23 protein-coding genes are annotated in these 24,618 nt (G+C 42.6%); all 23 read left to right on the forward strand.

Annotated features, from left to right (window positions below):
- The first annotated feature begins 127 nt into the window (after positions 1 to 127).
- The gene (locus NST62_RS04190) at positions 128 to 1,390 is read left to right on the forward strand and encodes a pitrilysin family protein (protein ID WP_328215095.1); all 1,263 of its coding nucleotides are present in this window, start codon (positions 128 to 130) and stop codon (positions 1,388 to 1,390) included.
- Positions 1,390 to 2,685 carry a pitrilysin family protein gene (locus NST62_RS04195; protein ID WP_141601056.1) on the forward strand — a complete coding sequence of 432 codons (1,296 nt, stop codon included), beginning with the start codon at positions 1,390 to 1,392 and terminating at the stop codon, positions 2,683 to 2,685. The genes NST62_RS04190 and NST62_RS04195 overlap by 1 nt, the downstream gene beginning before the upstream one ends.
- Positions 2,682 to 3,410 (forward strand): SDR family oxidoreductase, encoded by a 729-nt coding sequence (locus NST62_RS04200; RefSeq protein ID WP_141601055.1) that lies wholly within the window; start codon positions 2,682 to 2,684, stop codon positions 3,408 to 3,410. The genes NST62_RS04195 and NST62_RS04200 overlap by 4 nt, the downstream gene beginning before the upstream one ends.
- 44 nt (positions 3,411 to 3,454) lie before the next feature.
- A complete protein-coding gene (locus tag NST62_RS04205) occupies positions 3,455 to 3,715 on the forward strand; it encodes a DUF3243 domain-containing protein (RefSeq protein WP_141601054.1) in 261 nt (86 codons plus the stop codon).
- A gap of 234 nt (positions 3,716 to 3,949) precedes the next feature.
- Positions 3,950 to 4,732: a DUF3388 domain-containing protein gene (locus NST62_RS04210; RefSeq protein WP_342463164.1), complete on the forward strand. Its 783-nt coding sequence runs from the start codon at positions 3,950 to 3,952 to the stop codon at positions 4,730 to 4,732.
- 39 nt (positions 4,733 to 4,771) lie between these two features.
- Positions 4,772 to 5,689 (forward strand): RodZ domain-containing protein, encoded by a 918-nt coding sequence (locus NST62_RS04215; protein WP_328215101.1) that lies wholly within the window; start codon positions 4,772 to 4,774, stop codon positions 5,687 to 5,689.
- A gap of 52 nt (positions 5,690 to 5,741) precedes the next feature.
- The gene (pgsA, locus tag NST62_RS04220) at positions 5,742 to 6,323 is read left to right on the forward strand and encodes a CDP-diacylglycerol--glycerol-3-phosphate 3-phosphatidyltransferase (RefSeq protein WP_141601051.1); all 582 of its coding nucleotides are present in this window, start codon (positions 5,742 to 5,744) and stop codon (positions 6,321 to 6,323) included.
- 13 nt (positions 6,324 to 6,336) lie between these two features.
- The gene (locus tag NST62_RS04225; protein ID WP_141601050.1) at positions 6,337 to 7,590 is read left to right on the forward strand and encodes a competence/damage-inducible protein A; all 1,254 of its coding nucleotides are present in this window, start codon (positions 6,337 to 6,339) and stop codon (positions 7,588 to 7,590) included.
- Between the two features lie 138 nt (positions 7,591 to 7,728).
- Positions 7,729 to 8,790 carry a recombinase RecA gene (gene recA, locus NST62_RS04230; RefSeq protein ID WP_141601049.1) on the forward strand — a complete coding sequence of 354 codons (1,062 nt, stop codon included), beginning with the start codon at positions 7,729 to 7,731 and terminating at the stop codon, positions 8,788 to 8,790.
- 452 nt (positions 8,791 to 9,242) lie between these two features.
- Positions 9,243 to 10,796 carry a ribonuclease Y gene (gene rny / locus NST62_RS04235; RefSeq protein ID WP_141601048.1) on the forward strand — a complete coding sequence of 518 codons (1,554 nt, stop codon included), beginning with the start codon at positions 9,243 to 9,245 and terminating at the stop codon, positions 10,794 to 10,796.
- A gap of 217 nt (positions 10,797 to 11,013) precedes the next feature.
- Positions 11,014 to 12,135: an S-layer homology domain-containing protein gene (locus tag NST62_RS04240; protein ID WP_342463165.1), complete on the forward strand. Its 1,122-nt coding sequence runs from the start codon at positions 11,014 to 11,016 to the stop codon at positions 12,133 to 12,135.
- Positions 12,136 to 12,217: 82 nt separating this feature from the next.
- Complete coding sequence (locus NST62_RS04245; protein ID WP_141601046.1) at positions 12,218 to 12,964, forward strand: hypothetical protein; 747 nt, start codon at positions 12,218 to 12,220, stop codon at positions 12,962 to 12,964.
- A 109-nt stretch (positions 12,965 to 13,073) separates the two neighbouring features.
- Complete coding sequence (locus NST62_RS04250; protein ID WP_141601045.1) at positions 13,074 to 13,817, forward strand: Wzz/FepE/Etk N-terminal domain-containing protein; 744 nt, start codon at positions 13,074 to 13,076, stop codon at positions 13,815 to 13,817.
- Positions 13,810 to 14,511, forward strand: a complete 702-nt coding sequence (locus NST62_RS04255) for a CpsD/CapB family tyrosine-protein kinase (protein WP_328215107.1) — start codon at positions 13,810 to 13,812, stop codon at positions 14,509 to 14,511. The genes NST62_RS04250 and NST62_RS04255 overlap by 8 nt, the downstream gene beginning before the upstream one ends.
- A gap of 143 nt (positions 14,512 to 14,654) precedes the next feature.
- Entirely contained in the window at positions 14,655 to 15,416 is a 762-nt protein-coding gene (locus NST62_RS04260) for a CpsB/CapC family capsule biosynthesis tyrosine phosphatase (protein ID WP_342463166.1), read from the forward strand.
- 982 nt (positions 15,417 to 16,398) lie between these two features.
- The gene (locus tag NST62_RS04265) at positions 16,399 to 17,196 is read left to right on the forward strand and encodes a TIGR00282 family metallophosphoesterase (RefSeq protein WP_328215111.1); all 798 of its coding nucleotides are present in this window, start codon (positions 16,399 to 16,401) and stop codon (positions 17,194 to 17,196) included.
- A gap of 158 nt (positions 17,197 to 17,354) precedes the next feature.
- Entirely contained in the window at positions 17,355 to 17,621 is a 267-nt protein-coding gene (locus NST62_RS04270) for a stage V sporulation protein S (RefSeq protein WP_141601072.1), read from the forward strand.
- Positions 17,622 to 17,886: 265 nt separating this feature from the next.
- The gene (locus tag NST62_RS04275) at positions 17,887 to 19,485 is read left to right on the forward strand and encodes an ABC transporter substrate-binding protein (protein ID WP_181733132.1); all 1,599 of its coding nucleotides are present in this window, start codon (positions 17,887 to 17,889) and stop codon (positions 19,483 to 19,485) included.
- Positions 19,486 to 19,495: 10 nt separating this feature from the next.
- Positions 19,496 to 20,767, forward strand: coding sequence for a nitrogenase component 1 (locus NST62_RS04280; RefSeq protein WP_141601040.1), 1,272 nt, complete (start codon positions 19,496 to 19,498; stop codon positions 20,765 to 20,767).
- Positions 20,760 to 22,046: a nitrogenase component 1 gene (locus tag NST62_RS04285; protein WP_342463167.1), complete on the forward strand. Its 1,287-nt coding sequence runs from the start codon at positions 20,760 to 20,762 to the stop codon at positions 22,044 to 22,046. The genes NST62_RS04280 and NST62_RS04285 overlap by 8 nt, the downstream gene beginning before the upstream one ends.
- A gap of 20 nt (positions 22,047 to 22,066) precedes the next feature.
- Complete coding sequence (locus NST62_RS04290) at positions 22,067 to 22,831, forward strand: nitrogenase iron protein NifH (RefSeq protein ID WP_220125026.1); 765 nt, start codon at positions 22,067 to 22,069, stop codon at positions 22,829 to 22,831.
- A gap of 17 nt (positions 22,832 to 22,848) precedes the next feature.
- Entirely contained in the window at positions 22,849 to 23,787 is a 939-nt protein-coding gene (locus NST62_RS04295) for an ABC transporter permease (RefSeq protein WP_328215119.1), read from the forward strand.
- The gene (locus tag NST62_RS04300; protein ID WP_141601037.1) at positions 23,780 to 24,604 is read left to right on the forward strand and encodes an ABC transporter permease; all 825 of its coding nucleotides are present in this window, start codon (positions 23,780 to 23,782) and stop codon (positions 24,602 to 24,604) included. The genes NST62_RS04295 and NST62_RS04300 overlap by 8 nt, the downstream gene beginning before the upstream one ends.
- Positions 24,605 to 24,618 lie beyond the last annotated feature (14 nt).

Raw genomic sequence — 24,618 nt, forward strand, 5'->3', positions numbered from 1 at the left:
CACATAAACTATTTTATTCCATGTATAGTAGTATTAGCGGTTAGCGTAATTTTGAATAATATATTTGCCGTTTGAGAAAATTATTTAATAAAGCCATGTATAATATTGGTAGTCAGGAGGAATTTTTTTGTTTCAGACAACGAAATTGGCGGAAGGCGTTTCACTGCATATCAGAAAAACAACACAATTTAAAACGGTGAATTTCTCATTTAAATGGCGGGCGCCATTAACGACAAAAGCTGCAGCTGAGCGGGCTGTGCTTTCAAATGTTTTGCAGCACAGCAATGAGAAATTCAAAAAATCTGCGGAATTCCGAAGCCATTTGGATGACTTGTACGGAACGATGCTTTATTTTGACGTATCCAAACGCGGAGGGGAACATACCGTAGTTTTGAACGTCGAAACCGTAAATGACCAATATTTATCGAATCATCCCGTTTTAAATGATGTGATTGATTTATTGCAAACAGTGATTTTTCAACCGAATTTCGAGAACGGGCAATTCGTCCCTTCCATCGTTGAGAGGGAAAAGCAAATGGTCATTCAACGCATCGAATCCGTTTTTGACGATAAAACACGCTACGCTCAACAACGTCTGACGCAGATTTTGCGTCCGAACCATCCTGCCTCCATTCCTGCAAGCGGAACGATTGAAACCGTGAAGGAAGTGAATCCGGAATCGCTGACGGAAGCCTATTATTCGATGATCAATAACGATAAAATTGATATTTATGTTGCAGGGGATATCGATGTAGAGGCAATGCGGGAAAAGATTCGAAAAGCGTTCCCATTTAAAGATCGGACACCTCAGACGCCGGCTGTCAATGAAGATTCAAAACCGGCAAAGGATTACGTGAAGGAATATCAAGATATGAAACAAGGGAAATTGCATATGGGCTTTAGTACACCGGTGAGATTCGGAGATCCGGACTTTCCGAAAATGCAAGTTTTCAACGGTGTTTTTGGCGGATATGCCCATTCGAAATTATTTATGAATGTCCGTGAGTGGGAAAGTTTATGTTATTACGTTTCCAGTTCTTATGCCCCACATTACGGACTTCTTTATGTGATATCCGGAATTGAACCGAAAAACGAGAAAAAAGCGACAGATATCATCTTTGAGCAACTGGAAGAAATAAAAAAAGGCAATGTTACAGATTTGGAACTAAATCAAACGCGGGCGATGCTTGTGAACCATTTGCGTGAAGCATTGGATTTGCCGCGAGGTCAAATTGACATTTTCGACCAATATAAAGATCTCGATGAAGAATTTTCCGTGGATTTATGGAAGGAACGTTGGCATAAAGTGACGAAGGAAGATTTGCAGGAAATGGCATCACTTCTCAAACATGAAGCGACCTACTTCCTCTGCGGAAAGGAGGCGGAATAATGGAAAAGATCGAATTTCAGCAGTTGGATGAAACATTATATTACAAAAAACTTGCAAATGGGCTTGACGTATATATTTTGCCGAAAAAAGGGTTTTCAAAAACTTTCGTGACATTTACAACAAAATACGGTTCCGTTGACCGGACCTTCACACCGATTGGCGGGAAAGAACCGATCACTGTTCCGGACGGGATTGCCCATTTCCTGGAACATAAAATGTTTGAAAAGGAAGAGGGCGACGTATTCCAGAAGTTCAGTGAAAACGGGGCTTCCGCCAATGCGTTTACATCCTTCACAAGAACGGCATATTTATTTTCGGCTACGGAACATATTTTTGAAAATACGGAAACCCTTTTGGATTTTGTGCAAGAACCGTATTTCACCGAAAAAACGGTCGAAAAAGAAAAAGGGATTATCGGCCAGGAAATTACAATGTACGATGATCAGCCTGATTGGCGTCTTTATTTTGGAACGATCGAAAACATGTACCATAATCACCCTGTGAAAATCGATATCGCCGGAACAATTGAATCGATCAATCAAATTACTGCGGAACATTTATATACTTGCTACAATACCTTCTATCATCCTTCCAACATGCTCCTTTTTATCGTCGGCAATGTGGATCCGGAAGAGATGATAAACTTTATCGAGGAAAACCAAAATAAAAAATCTTTCAAAGAAGCTCCTAAAATCGAACGTTTCTTTGAAGAAGAACCGCAGGAAGTGGCGATCAAAGAACGGGAAATCAAAATGGATGTCCAGCAGCCGAAAGTGTATGTCGGGCTCAAGGCGAAGAATACCGATTTGAGCGGCGACGAAATGCTCAAAAATGAACTCGCCATCCAAATCGGTCTCGAATGCCTGTTTGGCCGTGCTTCCGACTTTTATACGGATGTTTATGAAAACGGATTGATCGACGAGTCTTTCGCGTATGATTTTACGTTGGAGAAAGGTTTCGGATTTGCTTTGATCGGATCGGATTCGCCTGATCCTGATAAGCTCGCCGAAAAAATCTTGCATGCAGTAAATCATGCAGAAGAAATTTTCAATGAAGACTCCATCGGGCGGATTAAACGCAAAAAAATCGGCTTTTTCCTAAGGGCATTAAATTCATTGGAATATATTGCGAATCAATTTACAAGATATAAATTTAATGATATGAATTTATTTGATGTGGTTCCGGTGATTGAAAAGATCACATTGGAAGATGTGAAAAAGGCTTTTCAATCTATTCAAGGGGAATCCCAGCAGACAATCTTTAAAATTTTGCCGGTAAGTAGGAATCAGAAATGAAAAAATTTGCATTGGTGATCGGAGCTTCCGGTGCAATTGGCAGTGCAATCGTAAAGCGTCTGGCTGAAGATGGCTGGTCGCTTTATTTGCATTATTTCAGGGGACGCAAAAAGATCGACCAGTTATTGACGGAATTGTCAGTTGCTTATCCCGAATCGGAGTTTATTCCGGTGCAGGCGGATTTTTCCGTTGATGGCGGGGCGGAGAAGCTGGCGAATCAAATTTTCTCTGTACAGGCGGTGATTTTTGCCGGTGGAACGGCATACTATGGACTGCTTGAGGATACACCGGCCAGCATCATCGACAAATTATGGAAAGAGCATGTGCAAAATCCGATTCGCCTTGTGGCACTGTTATCAAGAAAATTGCGCCAAAATGAGATCAGCTATATTATGTTTATCGGGTCCATTTGGGGTGAAGCGGGTGCTGCATACGAAACGGTGTATGCCACCGTAAAAGGGGCCCAGCATGCGTTCGTCAAAGCTTATGCAAAAGAAGCGGCCGGCCAACGCATTTTGGTGAATGCCATTGCGCCAGGCTTTATTGATACGGATATGAACCAACATTTGCTGGAGCAAGAGAAACAGGCCATTTATGATGAAATTCCCCTCCACCGCCCCGGCGAGCCTGAAGAAGTGGCGAATTTCGTCTCCTTTTACATTAGTGGTCAAGCAGATTACGTTACAGGACAAATTATCCGTTTAAATGGCGGTTGGTACATATAATTAACGCTGCTTGAACATACTAAGACCGAAAAGGAGGGGAACATATGGAATTACTACAAAACTGGGAAAAATGGAAATCATTCCTTGGCAAACAAGTGGAAAATGCAAAGAATTTAGGAATGTCCAATAACACGATTGAAAAAACAGCGGTTCAAATCGGCGAATATCTGGCAAAAAACGTTGACCCGAAAAATGAACAAGAACGGGTTCTCGCCGATTTATGGTCCGTGGCGAATGAGAAGGAAAAGCATGCATTGGCAAGCTGCATCATGAAACTGGTGCAAGAGAAAAGAGCCGTCAATTGATGAAATTTAGAATTGCCTTGCAAATCTGAATATAAGGTGGAATCAGAAGAAAAAGGGGGATTTTCCTCCTTTTTCTTCATTCAAGATATTTACTGAAAGAATGCAAAATAAAGCATGATTTTGTCCGATTTGGAATAATTTTGTCGCTTTGTAACTTTTCAATACATACAAAATCCGCTATGATGAAACATGTAGGTTATTTATTTCGTTTTCTATACAAGGGGACGGTTGTTCATGAGTGAATGGTATTTCGAATACGAGATTCAAGTAAATCGTCCAGGTTTGTTAGGTGATATCGCCTCTTTGCTGGGGATGCTCAAAGTAAATATCGTCACGATTAACGGGGTGGATGAAGGCCGCCGCGGTTTGCTGTTAAAAGCGGAAAATGCCGAATCGATTAAACGGTTTCAATCGGTTGTCAAAACGATTGATGATATCCGTGTAACAAAATTCCGTGTGCCCAAACTGCGTGACCGTTTGGCTATCCGGCACGGCCAATATATCGAAAGGGATGCCGATGAAAAGAACACCTTTCGTTTTGTCCGCGATGAACTTGGAATTTTGGTTGATTTTATGGCTGAATTATTCAAAACCGAGGGGCACAAGTTAATCGGAATCCGCGGCATGCCCCGGGTGGGGAAAACCGAATCCGTCGTAGCCGCAAGCGTTTGTGCAAATAAAAAATGGATTTTTTTATCATCCACCATGATTAAACAAACGATTCGAAAGCAACTCATAGGAGATGAATTTAATACAAATAATATATTTATCCTGGATGGAGTTGTTACGAGAAGGACAACTGACGAACAACATTTGCAGCTTGTCCGTGAAGTCATGAAAATGCCCTGTGTGAAAGTGGTTGAACATCCCGACATTTTTGTCAAGCATTCCGAATATACCATCGACGACTTTGATTACATTATCGAATTGCGCCATCACCCGGATGAGGAAATTGTTTATGATGCCCTAGAAAGAAATGATGCCTTTTTGAATAATGATGATTTTTTCTCTTTATAAAAATTTTTTAAAATGATTAATAAAATATAAATAAAGTAGGTGTTATGGTTGACAGAGCTCGGTACTCGCCTAAAAGAAGCGAGATTGTCTAAAGGGTATAGTTTAGATGACTTGCAGGAAATTACGAAAATTCAAAAGCGGTACTTGATTGCTATTGAAGAAGGCAATTATTCCATTATGCCAGGCACATTTTATGTCCGCGCGTTTATTAAGCAGTATGCGGAAGCAGTAGGATTAGATCCGGATGAAATTTTTGAACAATATAAAAACGAGATACCAAGTCATCAAACGGAGGAAGTGGCCCAATCTTTCTCCCAGAGTCCTGCCCGCAAAAAATTAAAAACTACTTCTGCAAGCAAGCTGATGGAAGCTTTGCCGAAATATGTCGTTGCTTTATTCATTGTAATCATCATCGCAGTATTATGGTTCTTCTTCTCCCAAAGACCTTCTGCTCCGGATGAACAGGTGACGGGCAATAACGATTCATTGGAGTACGAAAAAACGGAAGTTCAAACGCCTTCAACGAAGGAAGGCGAAAAAGCAAACAAAAAAGAGAATGCCGATGAATCACCGGCTGCCAATGATGAGGAAAATAAAGATGAAGAACAAGAGGAACAAAAAGAAGAAGAGAAACAAACAATTTCTGCAGGTGAAGTTCAACCGGACGGCATTACAACAATATATAAACTCTCCGGTACGGACAAGATGCAAATCCGTGTGGAAGTATCAGGCAATACTTGGGTAAGCATCCGGGACAAAAATCAAAATGAACAAGTGGAAGCCCGGGTATATTCACAGGGTGAAGTAGTGGAACATGACTCCACAGCAAATGGTTATGCCCGTATTCGCCTGGGTGCGTCCAACAATGCAAAAGTGTTTGTAAATGGCGAAGAAATCAAATATGTTCTTGACAAAACGACCCAAAATATCGTCATCGAATTTAGCCAGGAACAATAGTCATCTTATTTTAGATGACTATTTTCTTGCGCATGAAAGGTTGTAGTGGACAATGAATTTACCAAATAAAATAACGGTTTCCCGCATTTTATTAATTCCCGTTTTTGTCATTGTGATGATGTTTGATTTTAATTGGGGAAATATGAAATTGTTCGGGGCGGAAATGCCTGTCCATCATTTTGTCGGTGCCCTTATTTTCATTCTTGCATCCTGCACTGACTGGATTGACGGGCATTTCGCCCGGAAATATAATCTGGTAACCAATTTGGGGAAATTTTTGGATCCCCTTGCAGATAAATTGCTGGTTACTTCCGCCTTCCTTCTATTGATTGAAATCAATGAACATGTTCCGGCTTGGGTCATCATTATCATTTTAAGCCGCGAATTTGCGGTTACCGGTTTGCGGTCCATTTTGGCCGGGGAAGGAAAGATTGTCGCAGCCAGCAAATTGGGAAAACTCAAAACGTGGACGCAAATCGTTGCCATTGTGGCATTGCTTTTGCACAATACTATTTTTGTATTGTTTGGCATACCCTTTGATATCATTATGCTTTATGTGGCCTTGTTCTTTACGATTTGGTCAGGCTGGGATTATTTCTATTTAAACCGGCACGTGTTTGTCAATTCCAAATAAGCGAGGCGAGACGATGAATGCCGAAATTATTGCCGTCGGGTCCGAATTGCTTTTAGGCCAGATCGCCAATACGAATGCCCAATTCATTTCCTCCCAATTATCGGAAATAGGCGTTAACGTATATTATCATTCGGTTATAGGTGATAATGGGGGAAGGCTCAAAAAAGCGATTGAAATCGCCGAATCCCGTGCAGATCTGATAATATTTTCCGGCGGATTGGGGCCCACAAAGGACGATTTAACGAAGGAAACTCTTGCGGAACATTTAAACGTACCCCTTGTATTTGATGAAAATGCATTGGAAGTGATTGAGCAGTTTTACAAAAACCAGGGCAGAACCATTACGGAAAACAGCAGAAAACAGGCTTTGATTTTACAAGGAAGCGAAGTGCTGCCGAATCATCACGGCCTTGCGCCGGGCATGATGCTCCAGAAAGGGGGCAGGACGTATATTTTATTGCCCGGGCCGCCAAAAGAACTGGAGCCGATGTTCCAATTCGAAGCGAAACCAAAGCTCGCTTCCCTCATCAGCAAGGGCGGAGTGATCCTGTCCCATGTTCTCCGTTTCTATGGCATTGGGGAAGCGGAGCTCGAGACGAGAATCCAACATATTTTAGATGCGCAAATCAATCCGACCATCGCTCCCCTTGCCTCTGACGGCGAAGTGCTCTTGCGCATTACGGCCAAAGCGGATTCCAAAGAACATGCCTGGAACTTAATCAATGAAAAGAAAAAAGAAATTTTGGATATCGTCGGTAAATACAACTATGGAGTGGATGATGACACCCTTGCATCCAAAGCGGTCAACATGTTGTTGCACCATAAGTTGACGATTTCGGCCGCCGAAAGTTTAACGGCCGGCCTGTTTCAATCGGAGCTTGCGGAGATACCCGGGGTGAGCGGCGCACTCGTCGGAGGAATGGTCACATATACAAAAGAGGCGAAAATGAAGCAGCTGGGCATTCCAAAAGAACTGCTTGACCGTTATGGCGTTGTCAGCAGCGAATGTGCTGCCGGCATGGCGAAAAAAGTCCGTGAAAAGTTTGGCACGGATATCGGAGTAGGTTTGACAGGAGCTGCGGGGCCGGAGCCGCATGATGGTGAACCGGCAGGAACGGTTTGGATCGGGATTGCAATCGGCGATGATGTCGCGACGAAAAAGCTTCAATTATCCGGACTTCGAAATACCAACCGTATACGGACCGTCAAGTATACGTTGAGCTATTTGATTCGATTGCTTGAAGAAAAAGGGTATAGTAAAGTGTGAAATTTAAAATTTGAGCCGGAAAAACGGCTCAAATTTTATTTTTGCGAAAATACGTTCGGTTTTTTATTGATTATTTCCGAAAAAAGAAGTATAGTAGAAACAGAACAATTCAGATTCGTGATTTAAGGAGGAACTATTTTGAGTGACCGTAAAGCTGCCTTGGAAATGGCATTAAAACAAATCGAAAAGCAATTCGGCAAAGGCTCCGTCATGAAACTTGGGGAAAAAACAAATCTGCAAATTTCAACAGTTCCAAGCGGTTCGTTGGCTCTTGACGCCGCGCTCGGAGTTGGAGGATACCCTAGAGGACGTATCATCGAAATTTATGGTCCGGAATCATCCGGTAAAACAACAGTGGCATTGCATGCCATTGCGGAAGTGCAGGCGCAAGGCGGACAAGCGGCATTTATCGATGCGGAGCACGCTCTGGATCCGATTTATGCCCAAAAATTAGGGGTCAATATTGATGAATTGATCCTTTCCCAGCCCGATACAGGGGAACAGGCGTTGGAAATTGCTGAAGCATTGGTACGGAGCGGTGCAATCGATATTATTGTCATCGACTCTGTTGCCGCGCTGGTTCCTAAAGCGGAAATCGAAGGGGAAATGGGCGATTCCCACATGGGATTGCAAGCCCGCCTCATGTCCCAGGCGCTCCGGAAATTATCCGGCGTCATCAATAAATCCAATACGATTTGCATTTTCATCAACCAGGTCCGCGATAAAATCGGCGTCATGTTTGGCAATCCGGAAACGACACCTGGCGGACGCGCATTAAAATTCTACGCCTCCATCCGTCTGGAAGTCCGCCGTGCGGAGACAATCAAGCAAGGCAACGAAATGGTGGGAAATAAAACAAAAATTAAAGTCGTAAAAAACAAAGTGGCGCCTCCGTTCCGGACAGCCGAAGTGGATATCATGTTCGGGGAAGGAATTTCCAAAGAAGGGGAAATCGTGGATATCGGAGTAGACCTGGACATTATCCAGAAGAGCGGTTCCTGGTATTCCTACAATGATGAACGGATTGGCCAGGGCCGGGAAAATGCCAAACAATTCTTGAAGGCAAATCCGGAAATCCGCGATGAAATCGCCAAAAAAATTCGCGAATCCTTCGGTATGGCATCCAATTCCTATATGATTGCGGCCCACGATGAAGACGATGAAATCGCGGAAGAATTGCCTTTATTTGAAGAAGAATAAAACTCAAAACTCAAAAAAATCGGAGAGAAAAAAACAAAAAGCGAATCAGATCAGCTTCTGATTCGCTTTTTTCGCTTATAAAGAGAAAAAGTTTCCGAATAACCGGAATGCCGGCTTGGACTGTTTTCATGATGTATAAAGTTCATCAAAAAATGGAAAAGATATAAAAAGAAACATTCATGTTATAAATCGACTACCCCATTATGCTTTCAAAAATCTATCCTAGAAAAACAGCAAAAATCAATGAAATTTATTATTCTGGGCAAGGTTTGGATGAGACTAAATGAACTGCTGCCGGCAGTGGCAATCCTTGACAGAGCCAAATTCGAACTATACAATTAGACTGTATAATTTTTTTAATAATACAATGAAATAGGCAATATGTTGAGAATAGTTATCAATATATGAGCCGACTGAAATTGCATGTGATTATAGCAAGAGGAGGTGTTCGCATGGAATACGTGATCTCCGCTTTGCTTGGGCTCATCGTCGGTGCCGCTGTTATCTATTTCTATATGAAAAAAGTGAATGAATCGAAAGTAAATAGTGCAAAACACTCAGCCGAGCTGATCATAGATGAAGCGAAGCGAGAAGCGGAAGCGCTTAAAAAGGAAGCACTATTGGAAGCGAAAGATGAAACTCACAAACTTCGGACTGAGGCTGAGAAAGAAATCCGTGAACGACGCGCTGAACTTCAAAAACAAGAGAACCGATTATTGCAAAAAGAAGAAAATCTTGAACGCAAGGATGATGCTCTGAATAAGAAGGAAGCAAGCCTCGAGAAAAAAGAAGAGGCTCTGGCCGAAAGACAACAGCATGTTGAAGAAATGGAAAGTAAAGTGGAAGAGCTCGTAAAAAAGCAGGAGGCAGAGTTGGAACGCATCGCTTCTTTGACGAAAGAAGAAGCGAAGGACATTATTCTAAAACAGGTTGAGCAAGAACTTTCAACGGAAATCGCGATGATGATCAAAGAAGCCGAAACCCGTGCGAAAGAAGAATCTGAGAAAAAGGCGAAGGAAATTTTATCCTTGGCGATGCAAAGATATGCCGCTGACCATGTAGCAGAAACGACCGTGACGGTGGTAAACTTGCCGAATGACGAAATGAAGGGCCGGATTATTGGCCGGGAAGGACGAAATATCCGTACCTTGGAAACGCTTACTGGTATCGATTTGATCATTGACGATACGCCAGAAGCGGTTATTTTATCCGGCTTTGACCCGATTCGCCGGGAAACGGCCCGCCTTGCATTGGAAAAATTGGTGCAGGATGGACGGATCCATCCGGCGCGAATTGAAGAAATGGTTGAAAAATCCCGCCGTGAAATGGATGAACACATCCGCGAAACGGGGGAGCTTACAACATTCGAAGTCGGTGTGCATAACTTGCATCCGGATTTGATCAAAATCTTGGGCCGCATGAAATATCGGACAAGCTACGGCCAAAACGTATTGAAGCATTCCATTGAGGTTGCCCATTTAGCGGGGCTTATGGCCGCCGAATTGGGCGAGGACGTAGCCCTTGCCAAACGGGCAGGACTTCTCCATGACATCGGAAAAGCCATTGACCATGAAGTGGAAGGAAGCCACGTGGAAATCGGTGTTGAACTTGCAACGAAATACAATGAACATCCTGTTGTAATCAACAGTATCGCTTCCCATCATGGCGATGTGGAGCCGGAGAGCGTCATTGCGGTGATTGTTGCAGCTGCGGATGCGCTTTCTGCCGCCCGCCCTGGCGCACGAAGCGAAACGCTCGAAAACTATATCCGGCGATTGGAAAAACTTGAGGAAATTTCCGAATCCTATGAAGGCGTTGAAAAATCCTACGCCATTCAGGCAGGACGTGAAATCCGGATTATCGTCCAACCGGAAAAAATTGACGATTTGCAGGCGCATCGATTGGCGCGGGATATACGAAAACAAATCGAGGAAGAACTCAATTATCCAGGACAGATTAAAGTGACGGTTATTCGCGAAACCCGTGCAGTTGAATACGCAAAATAAAGGAAAACCCTCTTTTGGACAACTCCAAAAGAGGGTAAAATTTTTAATTAGATGCCAATTTTTTTGCATCAATGTTGAAGCTATGAAAGATTTCTATCAAACCTAAAAATATTTTTAAGTAATATTAGAAAAACCACTATCATTACACTAGAAATATGATATAATAAAATATACATTTTATTATTTTGAAAAAAATGTAAATGGGAGGAAAAAGTGGATGTGTAAAAACAAGAAGCTGTACAATCTCGCCCTTGCTACTACATTGACTACAGCCGTAGTAGTCGCTATTGCACCAACAAATGCGGCAGCAGCAACAGTAAACTTCAAAGATTTGCCTAAAACCGATGTCCACTATGAAAATGTAATGGATCTTGCAGATCGCGGCATCATCAAAGGTTATCCTGATGGAACTTTCAAACCTTATCAACCAATTAAACGCGCGCATGCAGCGAAAATCATTGCCCAAGCTTTGGAATCAAAGGGAATATTAGATACAAAAAATGTAACTAATCCTGGCTTTAAAGATGTGCCAAAAACACATCCTTATTACAGTGAAATCGCGGCTCTTGCCAATGCGGGAATTATCAACGGTTATCCGGATGGTACATTTGGCCCGGAAATTACACTTTCCCGGGGACAGTTGTCCAAAATTATCGCCAGAGCGTATAAATTAACTTCGGAAGCTTATAATCATCCTTTTAAAGACATTTCTAGCTCTGAATTTAAGAAATATATTACAATGCTTTACAAATATGGTGTGACTACAGGAACAACAAAAACTACGTACTCTCCAGGCGCTCCTGTGACTCGCGGCCAATTGGCAACTTTTGTTGTACGCGCGGAAAACGCATATGAAAATAGAAATTATGCCGCAGAGCTTAAAGAAGAAATCGAAAATCTCACTAAAGATCCGGCATTCGCAAAAGTAGCATCTGTTGTCGGTAATTCGGAAGGATTAGTAGGTAACAAATTAACTATCAAAGCTTCTTCTATAAATTTGAATAAGCCTTTAAATTCCTTAGGGGAAGACTTGAGCAAACAATTAGGCAAATTGATAATGGATTATAATGATGCGGAAGATTTGTTGCATCTTTACGATTTGACAAATTCTATTACTTTTGAAGCTAATGGCCAATCATATGGAGTTGATGCAGCGGATACTGATCTTTTAACTGAATTAAGTGAAAAATTTGGAGAGTTCATCAAACAATTGGGTAATGATGGCAATACTACTTTAGGAGATTTCCTTTCTAGACAGGGAGATTCAATCACAATCAAGGTTACTGTTACTTTTGATAATGGCAATTCCGCAAGCTATAATGTCGTTCTAGAAAAATAAACCTGTTGCCACTCTCTTTGGAATCTATTATTCTATAAGAGCAAAGAAATTCCCCAGAACACGGGCGTTCTGGGGAATTTGATTGGAAGAGAATTTTGATACAGCAAAAGATGTACAATTGGAAAAGGAGTTTCATATGAAGCGCAAATGGATATACCTGATACTTGCATTCGTGTTAATACTCGCTGGTCTGGGCGGATATGGCCTATATATTTTCAAATTTAAAAAGTATGATGTAGCCGATCCCGAAGTCGATAAGATTGTGGAAGATCCGTTTGAAATTACGATGCCGGATGGGACAGAATTGATTATCGACAAGGACGGCAATGTGGTCGAAGAAAAGAATTCGCTTGAAAAGAATGCGTCTAATGAAGAAGAAGGGAACGATAAAGAAAACAGCAGCGACGGCACTGAACCAACCCCTCCTGTAAACAGCAACGGACAGTCAAATGAAGTTGCGAATCCAACGAAAAAGCTGACGGTCAAAGAAATTAAAGAAAAATATATGCCGGCGTTTAAAGCATTGGAATCCCAGGCAAACGGAAACCTTGATGCACTCGTTGGCAGAGCCGCAAACGAATATTCAGAGAAGAAAAAAAATGGCGAAAGAATCCAATATGGCTATTTTTATAATAAATATGTAGGCGCGGCAAAAAGATTGGAAGCAAGTACCGACGCCGCATTTAATGTCATCATGTCCCGCGTGGAAAATGAATTGAAAGCCAACGGGTACGATAAAGCCCATGCGCAAAGTTTCCGGGATGAATACAATGCAGCCAAAGAAGAGCGCCGCAGCGGTCTGTTGAAAAAGGCGAGAGAATATTTCTAATTTCGCAATATTTCCTGCTTTTTAGAAAATTTCGCTGGGACATTCAAACAAAAAACGCATCCAACCAAAACGGAAATTCCATTATAATAACATGGGAGGGGTGACCACTGTGGAAGAAACAATCAGCTTATATGATATATTCAAAGTTTTGAAGAAACGGATCGTGCTGATTCTGAGCATAGCCATTATTGCGACATTAACAGCTGCCATCATCAGTTTTTATGTGTTGACCCCGGTTTATCAGGCTTCGACGCAAATTCTGGTCAATCAGAAACCGAATGAACAAAATCAAATTCAACAGCAGGACATTCAAACAAATTTGCAGCTGATTAATACATACAACGTCATCATAAAAAGTCCGGTCATTTTAAATAAAGTGATTGAAATTTTGGATTTGGATACAACGACGACTGCACTATCGAACCAAATTACTGTATCCAATGCGGACAATTCCCAAGTTGTAAATATCAGCGTGCAAGATGAACAGGCCTATCTGGCGGTCGATATCGCCAACACGGTTGCCCAAGTTTTCCAGGAAGAAATTAAAAACTTGATGAATGTCGATAATGTGAATATTTTATCTCCTGCTGAACTTCCTGAAAACCCGACACCTGTGAAGCCGAACAAAATGTTGAACATGGCGATCGCATTGGTGATCGGTTTGATGGTCGGCGTTGGACTAGCCTTCCTGCTCGAATATTTGGATACGACAATCAAAACAGAACAAGATGTGGAAGAATTGTTGGGATTGCCGATTTTAGGGTTTGTCAGCAGAATTCCGGATACAAACGATGAAGCACCTGTAACTGCGAAATCTGCACAACCAGTTGGGAGAGAAAAGGTAAATGTTTAGAAGGAAAACAAAAAAAAATAAAACGATGGCGAGGAAATTAATCGTCGAAAGTGATCCGAAATCTTTTATTTCCGAACAGTTCCGGACGATTCGGACGAATATCAAATTTTCCATGCCAGATAAAGAGTTAAAAACCATTGTCATTACATCGGCCGGTGCAGGAGAAGGAAAATCGACCATTTCTGCGAACATCGCAGCGGTTTTTTCCCAAGAGGGAAAAAAAGTGCTATTGGTTGATGGCGATATGCGCAAACCGGCAGCGCATTATACTTTCGGTTTGAAAAATGCCATCGGTTTATCCAGCCTGCTGACGCGGCAATGCGAACTCGGTGATGCCGTTCAAGAAACCGAATATCCAGGACTCTTTGTCATCACGAGCGGACCGATTCCTCCGAATCCGGCAGAATTGCTCGCGTCAAAACAAATGGAGGCAATGATAAATTCATTAAAAGATGAATTTGATTTTGTTTTCTTTGACGCGCCTCCAGTGTTATCTGTGACGGATGCCCAAATCCTTTCCAACCGGTGCGATGCCACCATCCTTGTTGTAAGTTCAGGCGAAACACAAAAAGAAAGCATTGTGAAGGCAAAAGAATTGTTGGATATGTCGAAAGCGAATATCATCGGGGTCGTCATGAATAACGCGAAGATGGAAAAGGGTTATTATTACTACTATTACGGAACTTCAGAGTAATGGCGCAAAAGCCTTTACTCTTTTTTTATGGTTTTGTAAAGTGAAATTATCGGAATATCAGAAAGTGTGATTTGGCGAAGCCGATGCCGAACGCCGGGTTATAAAATAAAAAAATGAGAAAATAGAAAGAAGCAGGTGAAAACATGATCGATATCCATAGCCATATTTTGTATGGGGTAGATGACGGTCCAAAACACGTGGAAGAGTCCATTGCCATGTTGGAAGCCGCAGCTAATGAAGGAATTACGGAGGTTATTTCAACCTCCCACGCAAGCCATCCGCAGTTTGATGTCCCTTCCAATGTAGTAATAGAACAAATTCATGAATTGAAAAAGGAATTGGACGATCGGCAAATACCGGTTTCGATTCATGTTGGCCATGAAGTCCGCATTTCGGAAAATATCGTGGAACGTTGTTTAACCGGTGAGGTTCATTGTTTGGCCAATTCCAACTATTTATTGATGGAATTGCCCTCCAATTCGATTCCATTGTATACAAAAAACATCATACGGGAGCTATTGCTTCACGATATTATCCCGATTATCGCGCATCCGGAACGGAATAAGGCCATTGCGGAGAAACCGGAGCGCCTTGAGCGCCTGATTCGGGAGGGCGCACTGGCCCAGGTGACGGCTGGCAGTTTGGCCGGATTTTTTGGAAAAAAAGTGCAACAGCTTGCTTTGGATTTGGTGAGGGCAAATCTGGTGCATACATACGGATCGGACGCCCACCATTTAACCGCAAGACCGTTTTTATTTAAGGAAGGGCTGTCCTTTTTGGAAAAAAAGAAGGAACTGGATTCGGCCGATCTGCTTCTCGAAAATAATGCCCGAATTATCGCAAATAGGCCATTGATTCTGTATGAACCGGAACTGCCAAAGTGCAAATGGTGGAAGCTGTTCTAATAATTTTTATAATCTATAGTAATATTATATAAATATTATTTTTGGATATGTTATGATACCTTGTTAGAAAAATGTTGACAAGGAGAAAAGGCGCTTGATTAACACAGATTTTTGAGAAACAAATCCCCCTTTGCTCAAGGGGGATGATTTTTTTGTCCGTCAAAACCCGGATCTTGATAAAATCCATGTAACAAAAAACATCATAAAATTATATATAAGATAAAAAATTAACATAAAATTAATAGGTTTTTAATATATACACTATTGTTATAATGTTAATTTTGTGTCCGATAATGAGAAAAAAGTTTGTGTTCATCCGAAAGTTTTTCTGGTATATTAATGGAAGTAATAAAGAAGAATTATTATTCTATCAAATATTTTTTTATGCTGATATATTTTGATTAGAAAGGAACAAAATTATATAAACAAAAAATAAATTTGTAGGAAAAGGGTAAAAAAACATTTGTATTTTACAAGATCGGCGCGCGGTAATAGGTACAAGGTTTTATTTGCAGAATAGGAGTGTTTGATATATGAAATTGCTGATGCGAATATATTGCAAAATTGTACGTCATCATAAATACAGTTATTTTTCGGATGAATGTGTCCGTTGCGGCAAATTGAAATCTTCTGCATGGGAGCGGTTGAAAAATCACCAAAGTTGAGTTGTTTGGCATAAACGATTGAAAACGGCCCGCCTGATTTTTTCCGTACTTCGCTTATCAGGTGTATTTTTTCTTTTATTTGCTATTACAAAAATTTCTAATAAATTTTGGGGGTTATTAAAAGGCAATATATCGGACAAGGGATTTACGCGCCCTTGTCTTTTTTATTTAATATATAAAGTGCAGTTCGGCTATAAATCATATTGCATTCAGTATTAAGAAAATTCCTTAAAATCGGCCAAAATAACATTACATTAGCTTTGAATGAGTGAAAATGGTAAAATTGAATCGATTTTATAGAAAGCGTGGTAGTCAGATTGAAGGTACTATTTATTGGTGATATTGTCGGCTCGATCGGGCGGGAGGCGGTAGAAAAATATCTGCCGAAAGTAAAGAAAAAATATGAGCCTGATGTAGTGATTGCAAATGGAGAAAACGCAGCGGCGGGCAGGGGCATTACGCAAAAGATTTACCAGCAATTATTGCAAATGGGAATTGATGTCATTACAATGGGGAATCATACTTGGGACAACAAAGAAATTTTTGAATTCATTGACGAGGCGGAATATTTGATCCGCCCCGCAAACTTTTCGAAAGAGGCTCCAGGAAAAGGGGCTGTTCAAATCGAAAAAAACGGACATGTTTTGACCGTCATCAATTTGCATGGCCGCGTATTTTTACCTCCCCATGATGATCCGTTCCGGATGGCGGATGAATTAATCGAAGAAGCGAGAAAGATTTCTCCAATGGTGTTTATTGACTTCCATGGAGAAGCGACGAGCGAGAAAATAGCTTTTGGATGGTATGTGGATGGACGGGTTTCCGCGGTAGTCGGAACCCATACCCATGTTCAGACTGCGGATGCAAGAATATTTCCGGGCGGCACTGCATATATAACTGATGTAGGGATGACTGGACCATATGATGAAATTTTAGGAATGAAAAAAGAAGGAGTTCTTTACAAATTACAAACCAACATGCCTGCCCGATTCGAAGTGCCGAAATCGGGAAGAGATGTATTCAGCGGCTTTTTCGTGGACATTGATAATGAAACCGGAAAAGCCAATTACTGTGAAAGAATTTACATTAATGATGATTATCCTTTCCAGGGATAGCTCCCAAGTTTTTGCATGATTCCCTTCCAAAATGATTCTATTTTTCTGCTTCGCTGCATAAAATGTGCTACGGACACAAGTTCAAGTCCTTTGAATGAATGCCAAAAAGAAAGATTCATTCAAAATCATTAAAAAAGCAAGTATGGGGAGGAATAGCTGTGGATTCATTGAAAGTATCATCTCGCTCAAATCCAAATTCTGTAGCAGGCGCGCTTGTTGCGGTAATTCGTGAGCAAGGATATGCGGAAATGCAGGCTGTCGGTGCCGGTGCTCTGAACCAGGCGGTAAAGGCGGTAGCCATCGCCCGGGGATTTGTGGCACCGAGCGGAACAGACTTGGTTTGTTCGCCGGCATTTGCAGACATAAAAATTGGCGGTGAAGATCGTACTGCACTAAAACTGGTAGTTGAGAAACGCCAGCGATAAATCATTCAAAGTGGCGAAGAAGGGGCTGTCTGAAAACCAAAGTGGAACCCCCCTTCATAAAATGGGTGAACGGAGAAAAACAATGTTGTTTTTCTCCGTTATTTTTTGTTTTATATGGAAAACCAGCAACAATTTCAACAGAAATTCCAGATTTCACACAAATCCCTAAATAGTGACAAATCGTTGTCAAATGGATTTCAAACTTTTTTCAACGATGATTGATAACATAAATTCCGTCAAATCGATAGATGAAAAGGAGTGTTATATGTTGCAACGAATGGCGTCTGGAAGAATAGCGCTACTATTTTTCGCAATCTTCAGTCTTTTACTTTTATCAGCATGCGGAGACAAGAATGCAAACACCGATTCATCGGCGGAAAGGGGAGACGGTCCCAAAAGTGTAGCAATCGCATTGGGACACGGACTGGATTATTTGGGAGTGAACCCTTATGAAGATGGAAGGGAAAATACCGTTCTCAGGACAGTGCTTTTCGAACCGTTAGTTCTGGAAACTGAAACAGGCGTTTTTGAAGGGGCTTTGGCAGAATCATGGGATGTGGATGAAACGGGAACGAAGTGGACATTCCATTTGCGGAAAAACATCAAGTTCCATGACGGTACAGACTTCACGAGCAAAGCGGTCAAAGCGGCGTTCGAACACTATATGGCAGACCGTCAGTTGGCGCAACGCCTGGGGATCGCCCATATTACAATACCGGATGATTATACGGTGGAGTTTACTTTGAAACGCCCTTTCGCTCCGTTTTTAAATGTGGTGGGATCATTTCAATGCACGATTCCAAGCCCAACCTCTTTTGATGAAAAGGGCAATTTCGTTGAACCGATCGGAACAGGCCCTTATAAAATCAAAAGCCATTCTAAGGAACAGGTTGAATTTGTGGCCAATGATGATTATTGGAGAGGAAAGCCAAAAATCGATAATTTGACCGTTGTTTATATACCGGACCCGCAAACAACCATTTTGGCGCTGGAATCGGGGGAAGTGGATTTGATTGGCGCCGATGGCTATGGCATCCCATATTCAGAAATTAAAAGATTGCAAGAAAACAAGGATTTTAAAGTGATTGAAAATCCGGACAGCAGCTCGCTGGAATGGGTCGCTTTCAATATGTACAAAGCGCCTTTGAACGACAAAAAAGTCAGACAAGCCATCAACTATGCGCTCGATCGGGAAGAAATCGCCGAGTATGTTTATGAAGGATTTGCGACACCTGCCGCAGGACCGATCGGTTTTGACGACTCGATTCCTTGGGTTGATACGAGCATCAAAGGATATGAGCATGACCCTGAAAAAGCGAAACTACTATTGGCGGAAGCAGGATGGAAGGAAAAAAGTCCGGAAGGCTATTTAATGAAAGATGGCCAAGTGCTGGAAGTCAATTTCCTTATCCAATCGGACCGAACATGGAAACCGATGGGAGAAATCATTCAAAATCAGCTGAAAGAAATTGGAATTAAAGTGAATTTAGAAATGAGAGACAACAATCTGATCCGCGATTTGATCAAGAAGGGAGAATTTGATTTAGCTGGATTGGGAAGTTTGGGAAAAAGCACTGCGGATCCTTATTATTACTTCCAATATTATTTCACGACGAGAGGTCTCGGTACGGTCGTAAAAGGCAATGAAAAGCTGGATTCCTTGGTATCCGAGGTTGTGACAAATATCAATCAACAAGAAAGACAGGCCATTTATAACGGCATTCAACGGGAATTGATGGAAATTGTTCCTGGAGCATTTCTTGTGCATCCGACAAAAGTGACCATCATGAAAAAGGACATAGAGGGATGGGAGTTTGCAGGCACAATGGACCCGCTGCGCTACGTTTATAAATTATCTCGATGAGGTGTATTCAATGAAGGACAATCGACAAAACGCTTTTTTTGGACAACATCCGGAAAATGATCGGCATGCAGCAGAATTTCCGGGGGCGCATTGCGGTTTATTTGAAGCGTCTTTTATGGCCCCGTTATTTCCGAACAGCATCGCGCTGGTCATTGCGCCGCCATCTTGCACTTATCATGCCAAATGGATGGTATACCGTCGGTTAAGTTCCCCAAAAGGAGGAGTGGATAATCTTTTCTGCCTGAATTTAAGCCGGGAAGACCTGATTTTCGGGGTGGAGCCGGTGATCGAGGAAGCGCTGGAAGAATTGGATGAATGTTATCATCCGGAATTGATTTTTTTAATTACTACATGTACGCCGGAAATCATCGGTTTTGACGAATCCGCATTGACAGCGGCCAAACGTAAAATCAATGCCAAGGTGGTCGTCGTGAAAACGAACGGCTATGAATGCCTGCATCAGCAAAAGGGAAGCACCGATTTTCTGGATTCCCTCGTCAGCCTGATGAAGCCCGGAAAAACGCTGCTTTACAGCGCGAATATTCTTGGACTCAGATCCGCAAATATGGAGGAAGTGGAAATGGTCCGGGTTTTGGAACGGGGAGGAATTTCGGTAAATGCCCTTTTGCCGGGAACCCGATATATTGTGGACATCGAAAACGCTCCACGGGCCGCATTGAATATTGTTGCCGGAAAAATCGCCCTTCCTTTGGCGAAAAAGATGGAATCGGCATTTGGAATTCCATACATTTTTTTCGATTTTTCTTATGGCACCGAGAAAATCATTAAAGGATATGAGACGATATTCGATTTTTTCCATTTGGATTTGCCAAAGGAAATAGAACAGTTGTCAATTCAACATCACGAATTTCTCGAAAGCATGAGGCCAAAGCTCGAAGGGATTACCTTTGGCATCGGTTCGGTGGAAGGAAGCAATGTCGATGCAGCCATTTTTTATGCCTCCCTTGGCATGATACCGAAGTTTTTATTGACCCGGATGCCCATAGAAGAAGATGCGGATGTGCAAAAGATGAAACGGCTTGGCATTAAGATTCCGACGATTTTATTGAAAAAAGGCATGGATATGTATTCGATTATCGGACAATTTAAACCGCAATTATTTTTTGGCCATGCCCAGGCGGAAAAGCTAAGAAAGGAAAATGTCATCCAGTGCCATCCGGTCATCCACCGTTCCGGTCCAGGTTTTTCCGCTGTCCAACAAGAGGTGGCAAATGTGTCGAATTTGATTGAATGCAGAAAGAGTGTGGTTCCAAATGAGTAAAATTTCTTCTGTATTTTTGCCGGCCAATGAATACCTGGGGGTTTTATGGGCGTTATCCGGCGTCAAGGATGTCGCGGTCATCAATCATGGGACGGGAGGATGCAACTTTTTTGAATTTGCGACCGCTTCAGACCGGACGAAACAGCTCATCCATGACCGGTTTTGCTCGACGGGAATGGAAGCGGAAGATATTGCATTAAGCGGAGGCGAGGATAAGTTGAAGGCAGCCATTGAAGAAATGGCACAAAAAGGCGACTTTTCCATGATTGCCATCATCGCAAATCCCGTCTCTTCTCTCATAGGGGTAGACATAGAGGCCGTTGCCAAAGAAGCGGGGGAAAAAACCGGCATTCCGATTATTACCTTTGGAGATTCGGTTTGGCAGGAACAGGCCGAAAAGGGGATTGAATTGGCGCTTGTAAAATTGGTGGAGCATTTATGCGCCGATCAAAAAGACAAAGGGTTGACAAAAGAACCGTCATTTTCTGTCAACATCATTGGGCCCACAATTCAGACGTATAATTGGAAATCGGATAAAAAAGAGTTGTGCCGGCTGCTTTCATTTTTGGGGATGGAAGTAAAAACGGTCATACCATATGACACCACTACGGAAGAAATCAAGAAACTGCCCCAGGCAAACTTGAACATCGTGGCAACGACGGCCGGGCTTCAGGCGGCAAAATATTTGGAAAGACATTTTCAAATCCCCTATATCTATGGATTGCCTTATGGCAAGAAAGGAACATTTGAATGGCTTCAGGAAATTGCCAAAATGACGAATAACCCGTTGCCGATGAAATGGATCAAAGAAGAAATGGCCTTTCCGGTTCACCATTATTTTGAACGGATTGCAGATGGCACTTTTTATCAAAAAGAATGGACGGTTGCTCTGGCATGTCCGCCGGTTATGGCAAAGAAAATGATTCAAATGGTGACGGAAGATTGGGAACTGCGGGTTGCAGCTGTCCGCCTGACAACAGTTCCAGAGAAAGAAGAGGCGGAAGAACTCGAATCTTTGTCTGTCCCGATGTATGTAACGCCTTCGGAACTTGAATGGAAGAAAATATTGCGGGAATGTCAGCCGTTCATTTTAATGGGGAGCGCAGAAGATCGGCTTCTGGCAAAAGAAATCCCGGTACATTTGAGAATTGTCGAACCGGCTTTTGATGTCTTTTCCTTCTTTGAAGGGACCCCTTTGGTAGGCTGGGAAGGTTTTAAATGCATGACGCAGCAGTTGCTGAATGAAATCAGCCGTTATGCAATAGTGTCGAAAAAATAATAGATAAGAGAGGGTTCGGTATGATTACAAACACAAAACCTATTAAACGCATCGCAATATACGGAAAAGGCGGAATCGGAAAATCGACGATCTCCGCCAACCTTTCCGCAGCATTGAGCGAACGAGGATTAAAAGTGATGCAAATAGGCTGCGATCCAAAAGCGGATTCCACCATGTATCTTGCCCGGGAAAAGGTGCCGACCGTATTGAATGTACTGAAAGAAAAAAAGAATGCCATTCAATTATCCGATTTTGTAAAGGAAGGCTTTAACGGGGTCCTGTGTGTGGAAGTGGGCGGCCCGACGCCGGGGGTCGGCTGTGCGGGACAAGGGATTATTGCGGCATTTCAACAGATGAAAAAATTAAACGCCATTGAAACTTATCAGCCGGATGTCGTGATTTATGACGTATTGGGAGATGTGGTGTGCGGCGGTTTTGCGGTTCCGTTGCGCGACGGCTATGCGGAGGATGTCTACATCATCAGCTCCGGAGAAAGGATGTCTTTATATGCCGCCTACAATATTTCCCGTGCCGTGCAAAATTTTCGGAGCCGGGGCTATGCGACATTAAAGGGGCTTATTTTTAATTCCAAAGGAGGAGAAAACGAAGTGCAGCGGGTACACGAAGCTTTGGAAGAAATCGGAACAAATTTGTTCCATAAGTTTCCAAGGGATCCGGTTGTCCAGCAATGCGAAAAAGAAAAAAAGACGGTAATCGAAGGGGCGCCAAACAGCAAATTGGCCAATGAATACCGGGAACTGGCAAGAAAAGTGATGGAACAATAATTGGAGTGGTGAATCCAATGATCATAAAACGAATTTTGATTCTTCCTGTCTTGCTATTGGTCATTTCCTTTCTCACCTTTTTGCTGACAAGCATCGTTCCGGGGGATATAGCAGAAGGCATTATTTTAAAACAAGGCGGACAGCCGACGGAAGAAACCGTTGCCGCAATGAATGAACAATTGGGGCTCGACCGGGGGCTGTTTGCCAGATATGGCCAATGGCTCATTCAGGCGCTTCAATTGGATTTAGGGACATCTTGGGTATCCGGGGAGCCTGTTGCCAAAGAATTGGCGGAGCGGATTGTTCCAACCCTCTGGCTGACGGGCGCTTCTTTGGTCATCAGTGTTTTGATTACAATGTTCTTTGGCACAGCCGCAGCATATTTTCGCGATACGGCCGTCGATAAAGCCATTCTGGGATTTTCGCTGATCATGAACTGTATTCCGGAGTTTTTATTGGCCTTTATCTTGCTCTTTTTCTTCGCGTATAAATGGGATATTTTCCCTTTGGTCGGATACGGTTCATTGGAGCATCTCATATTGCCATCACTGGTATTGGGATTTGGCATCGGAGCCGGCAAAGCCCGTTTGCTGCGTTCAAGCATTCTCGACGCCATGAATTCAAATTACGTCGCAATGGCAAGGGCAAAAGGGCTGACAAAATGGCAAGCGCTGAAAAAACATGCCTTAAGGAACGCATTAATTCCCATTGTTACTTCTTTTGGAAGCACCGTCGGGTTTCTGCTGGGTGGTTCGGTCATCATTGAAAATATTTTTAACTGGCCTGGGCTTGGTAGACTGGCATTGCAGGCAATCAACAGCAGGGACATCCCGGTCCTCCAAGGTTATGTCTTGTTCGCCACCGTCTTTATCATCGGCATCTATTTGATTGTCGATTTGCTTTATATGTTGATCGATCCGAGAGTTTATGCAAAAAGGAGCAATATCCATGGCTGATGTGAAGAAAAAGATGAATGTCGGCTTACTATTGAGCGTCGCGACGATTGCTTGTTTATTTTTGGCGGCCATATTTGCCCACTGGCTTGCCCCTTATGATCCAAACGCAGGCGAATTGTCGGAACGGCTATTACCGCCAAGCAAAGAACATTGGTTTGGCACGGACCATCTGGGGAGAGACGTATTTTCAAGAATCCTTTTTGGCGCCCGGACGACCTTTCTTGTTGCCATATTGATTACTGTAGGCTGTTTTGTCATCGGCACGGCAGCCGGTGTAACGGCCGGCTATTTTGGAGGCTGGATTGACGGTATGATCATGCGGGCCGTCGATTTGCTTTCCGCCTTTCCCGGAAGGATCCTCGCATTGGTCATTGTCGGCATCATCGGTCCGGGGTTGATGAATTTGGCGATTGCCATGATTTTCACTTCTTGGGTCGGATTTGCCCGGATTGTCAGAGGGGTGACTTTATCAGTCCGGGAAAGGGAATTTGTTTTGGCGGCAAAATTGTATGGGCTCGGAAATCAAAAAATCATGTATAAGCACTTGTTGCCGAATGTGTTGCCTCAGCTTCTCGTCGTGATTGCATTAAATACCAGCTGGTATATGACGGCTCTTTCAGGTTTTTCGCTTTTGGGACTGGGAATTGAAGCTCCCCATGCAGAATGGGGGATGATGATCAGCGAAGCTAGGCCATATATGCGGGACTACGGTTATTTGTTGTTCTTCCCGAGCATGGCCATCATGATTGCCGTCACGGCTTTCACCATTCTCGGAGAAAAATTGAGGGATCGGTTTGATCCGAATTTTCATAGATGAAATTCAGGAGGGAT

Origin of the sequence: Ureibacillus sp. FSL K6-8385 (genome assembly GCF_038593155.1) — a bacterium.
Taxonomy (GTDB): Bacteria; Bacillota; Bacilli; order Bacillales_A; family Planococcaceae; genus Ureibacillus; species Ureibacillus terrenus.

Coding starts and splice junctions, on each gene's coding strand:
- NST62_RS04195 (WP_141601056.1), top strand. CDS start 1,390: ATGGAAAAGATCGAATTTCAGCAGTTGGATGAAACATTATATTACAAA.
- NST62_RS04200 (WP_141601055.1), top strand. CDS start 2,682: ATGAAAAAATTTGCATTGGTGATCGGAGCTTCCGGTGCAATTGGCAGT.
- NST62_RS04205 (WP_141601054.1), top strand. CDS start 3,455: ATGGAATTACTACAAAACTGGGAAAAATGGAAATCATTCCTTGGCAAA.
- NST62_RS04210 (WP_342463164.1), top strand. CDS start 3,950: ATGAGTGAATGGTATTTCGAATACGAGATTCAAGTAAATCGTCCAGGT.
- pgsA (WP_141601051.1), top strand. CDS start 5,742: ATGAATTTACCAAATAAAATAACGGTTTCCCGCATTTTATTAATTCCC.
- NST62_RS04225 (WP_141601050.1), top strand. CDS start 6,337: ATGAATGCCGAAATTATTGCCGTCGGGTCCGAATTGCTTTTAGGCCAG.
- rny (WP_141601048.1), top strand. CDS start 9,243: ATGGAATACGTGATCTCCGCTTTGCTTGGGCTCATCGTCGGTGCCGCT.
- NST62_RS04240 (WP_342463165.1), top strand. CDS start 11,014: ATGTGTAAAAACAAGAAGCTGTACAATCTCGCCCTTGCTACTACATTG.
- NST62_RS04255 (WP_328215107.1), top strand. CDS start 13,810: ATGTTTAGAAGGAAAACAAAAAAAAATAAAACGATGGCGAGGAAATTA.
- NST62_RS04260 (WP_342463166.1), top strand. CDS start 14,655: ATGATCGATATCCATAGCCATATTTTGTATGGGGTAGATGACGGTCCA.
- NST62_RS04275 (WP_181733132.1), top strand. CDS start 17,887: ATGTTGCAACGAATGGCGTCTGGAAGAATAGCGCTACTATTTTTCGCA.
- NST62_RS04280 (WP_141601040.1), top strand. CDS start 19,496: ATGAAGGACAATCGACAAAACGCTTTTTTTGGACAACATCCGGAAAAT.
- NST62_RS04285 (WP_342463167.1), top strand. CDS start 20,760: ATGAGTAAAATTTCTTCTGTATTTTTGCCGGCCAATGAATACCTGGGG.
- NST62_RS04290 (WP_220125026.1), top strand. CDS start 22,067: ATGATTACAAACACAAAACCTATTAAACGCATCGCAATATACGGAAAA.
- NST62_RS04295 (WP_328215119.1), top strand. CDS start 22,849: ATGATCATAAAACGAATTTTGATTCTTCCTGTCTTGCTATTGGTCATT.
- NST62_RS04300 (WP_141601037.1), top strand. CDS start 23,780: ATGGCTGATGTGAAGAAAAAGATGAATGTCGGCTTACTATTGAGCGTC.